This is a genomic window from Streptomyces sp. YS-3 (assembly GCF_045257485.1).
Lineage (GTDB): Bacteria > Actinomycetota > Actinomycetes > Streptomycetales > Streptomycetaceae > Streptomyces.
This window is the reverse complement of the sequence record NZ_JBJHPC010000782.1, coordinates 1-2698: the sequence shown is the minus strand read 5'-3', so window position 1 is coordinate 2698 and position 2698 is coordinate 1. Positions and strand designations below refer to the sequence as shown.

The window sequence follows — 2698 nt, the reverse complement described above, 5'->3', positions numbered from 1 at the left end:
CGGCTGCGGGTTGTCTGTGGCTGGTCGCGCAGTTCCCCGCGCCCCTTTTCGGCCGGGGGTCGTCTGCCGGCCGGTGGTGGGCTGGTCGCGCCGTTCCCCGCGCCCCTGATCTGCCCGGTGGTTGTCTGCGGGTCGGTGGTGGGCTGGTCGCGCCGTTCCCCGCGCCCCTTATCGGGCCGGAACTTCGACTGCGGGTGCGCTGCCGGTCGCGCCGTTTCCCGGGCCGGTCGTTGTCTGCGGGTTGTCTGTGGCTGAGCGCGCAGTTCCCCGCGCCCCTAGGTAGTTAGGGGCGCGGGGAACTGCGCGAGCAACCCAGCACGGTCCGCAGGCGAAAGAAGCGGGGCGCAGGGGCCGCAGGCCCGCGAACAGGGCCCGGGGGTGCAGCCCCGCCAGGAGGGCCCGGGCGCAGCCCCGCACGGAAGCCCGGGAAGCCCGGGGCGCAGCCCCGCCGGGAAGGGGTCGGGGCGCAGCCCCGCGGAGGGGGAACGGAGGGCCGCCCCGCACGAGGGGTGGGCGGCACAACCCCGCATCCCCGCACGACGGGCCGGGGCACCACCCCGCATTGGGGTTGGAGGGCTCAGTCCAGTTTGGAGACGTCTCGGACCGCGCCCCGGTCCGCGCTCGTCGCCATCGCCGCGTACGCCCGCAACGCCGCCGACACCTTGCGCTCGCGGGACTTCGGCGCGTACACCCCGCCCAGCGCGGCCCGGCGTTCCGTCAGTTCCGCCTCGGGGACGAGGAGTTCGATCGTACGGCTGGGGATGTCGATGCGGATGCGGTCGCCGTCCTCGACCAGGGCGATCGTGCCGCCGGACGCCGCCTCGGGCGAGGCGTGGCCGATGGACAGGCCCGACGTACCGCCGGAGAAGCGGCCGTCGGTGACCAGGGCGCAGGACTTGCCCAGACCCCGCCCCTTGAGGAACGACGTCGGGTACAGCATCTCCTGCATGCCGGGACCGCCCCTGGGGCCCTCGTAGCGGATGACGACGACGTCGCCCTCCTTGACCTCCTTACGGAGGATCTTGTCGACGGCCTCGTCCTGCGACTCGCAGACGACCGCCGGGCCCTCGAACGTCCAGATGGACTCGTCGACGCCGGCCGTCTTCACGACGCAGCCGTCCTCGGCGAGGTTGCCGCGCAGGACCGCGAGGCCGCCGTCCTTGGAGTACGCGTGGGCGGCGTCGCGGATGCAGCCGTTTGCCGCGTCGGTGTCGAGCGTCTCCCACCGCTTGGACTGCGAGAACGCGGTCGCCGAGCGCTCGCAGCCGGGCGCCGCGTGCCACAGCTCGACGGCCTCCGGCGTCGCCGAGCCCCCGCGCACGTCCCACGCGTCCAGCCACTCCTTGATGGAGCGGGAGTGGACGGTGTGGACGTCCTCGTTCAGCAGGCCCGCGCGGTAGAGCTCGCCCAGGATGGCGGGGATGCCGCCGGCGCGGTGCACGTCCTCCATGTAGTACGTGGTGGTGGGCGCCACGTTCGGCGCGACCTTGGCCAGGCACGGGACGCGGCGCGAGACGGCGTCGATGTCCCTGAGGTCGTACGCGAGGTCGGCCTCCTGCGCGGCGGCGAGCAGGTGCAGGATCGTGTTGGTGGAGCCGCCCATGGCGATGTCGAGGGCCATGGCGTTCTCGAACGCCGCGCGCGTGGCGATGGAGCGGGGCAGGACGGAGGCGTCGTCCTGCTCGTAGTACCGCTTGGTGATGTCGACGACCGTGCGGGCCGCGTTCTCGTACAGGGCGCGGCGGGCGGTGTGGGTGGCGAGGACCGAGCCGTTGCCGGGCAGGCTGAGGCCGATGGCCTCGGTGAGGCAGTTCATCGAGTTGGCGGTGAACATGCCGGAACAGCTGCCGCAGGTGGGGCAGGCGTTCTCCTCGATGCGCAGGACGTCCGCGTCGGAGATCTTCTCGTTGGCGGCGTCGACCATGGCGTCGATGAGGTCGAGCTTGCGGACGGTGCCGTCGACGAGGGTGGCCTGACCGGCCTCCATCGGGCCGCCGGAGACGAAGACGGCGGGGATGTTGAGGCGCATCGCGGCCATCAGCATGCCCGGGGTGATCTTGTCGCAGTTGGAGATGCAGATGAGGGCGTCCGCGCAGTGCGCCTCGACCATGTACTCCACGCTGTCCGCGATGAGGTCGCGGGAGGGGAGGCTGTAGAGCATGCCGCCGTGGCCCATCGCGATGCCGTCGTCGACCGCGATGGTGTTGAACTCGCGGGGGACGGCTCCGGCGGCCAGGATCGCGTCGGAGACGATACGGCCGACGGGGGCGAGGTGGGTGTGCCCGGGCACGAACTCGGTGAAGCTGTTCGCCACCGCGATGATCGGCTTGCCGATGTCCGCGCCGGCTACGCCCGAGGCACGCATCAGGGCGCGGGCGCCGGCCATGTTGCGGCCGTGGGTGACGGTGCGGGACCTCAGCTCGGGCATTGCGGTCGCTCCTCAGCATCCAGATAGCCGGATCGGGCTGCTTCGAGCGTACGCCTCGACTCCAGGATCCGGACAGCTCGTCCGGATGGCGGGACGCCGGTTCGGCATACGGTCAGGTGCGGGTGGGGGGCGCCTGCGGCGGGTGATCCCCTACCCGCCGTACGCCTCGACTCCAGGATCCGGACAGCTCGTCCGGATGGCGGGACGCCGGTTCGGCATACGGTCAGGTGCGGGTGGGGGGCGCCTGCGGCGGGTGATCCCCTACCCGCC

Annotated in this window: 1 protein-coding gene; it reads right to left on the bottom strand. The window is 72.3% G+C overall.

The window, feature by feature from the left end:
* Positions 1-577: 577 nt before the first annotated feature.
* On the bottom strand, positions 578-2428 hold the full coding sequence (ilvD, locus tag ACJA3G_RS34695; RefSeq protein WP_406557010.1) for a dihydroxy-acid dehydratase: 1851 nt from the start codon (positions 2426-2428) through the stop codon (positions 578-580).
* Positions 2429-2698: the final 270 nt, after the last annotated feature.

Excerpts from the sequence above, each read along its gene's own strand:
- ilvD (WP_406557010.1), bottom strand. The coding sequence starts at position 2,428 with ATGCCCGAGCTGAGGTCCCGCACCGTCACCCACGGCCGCAACATGGCC.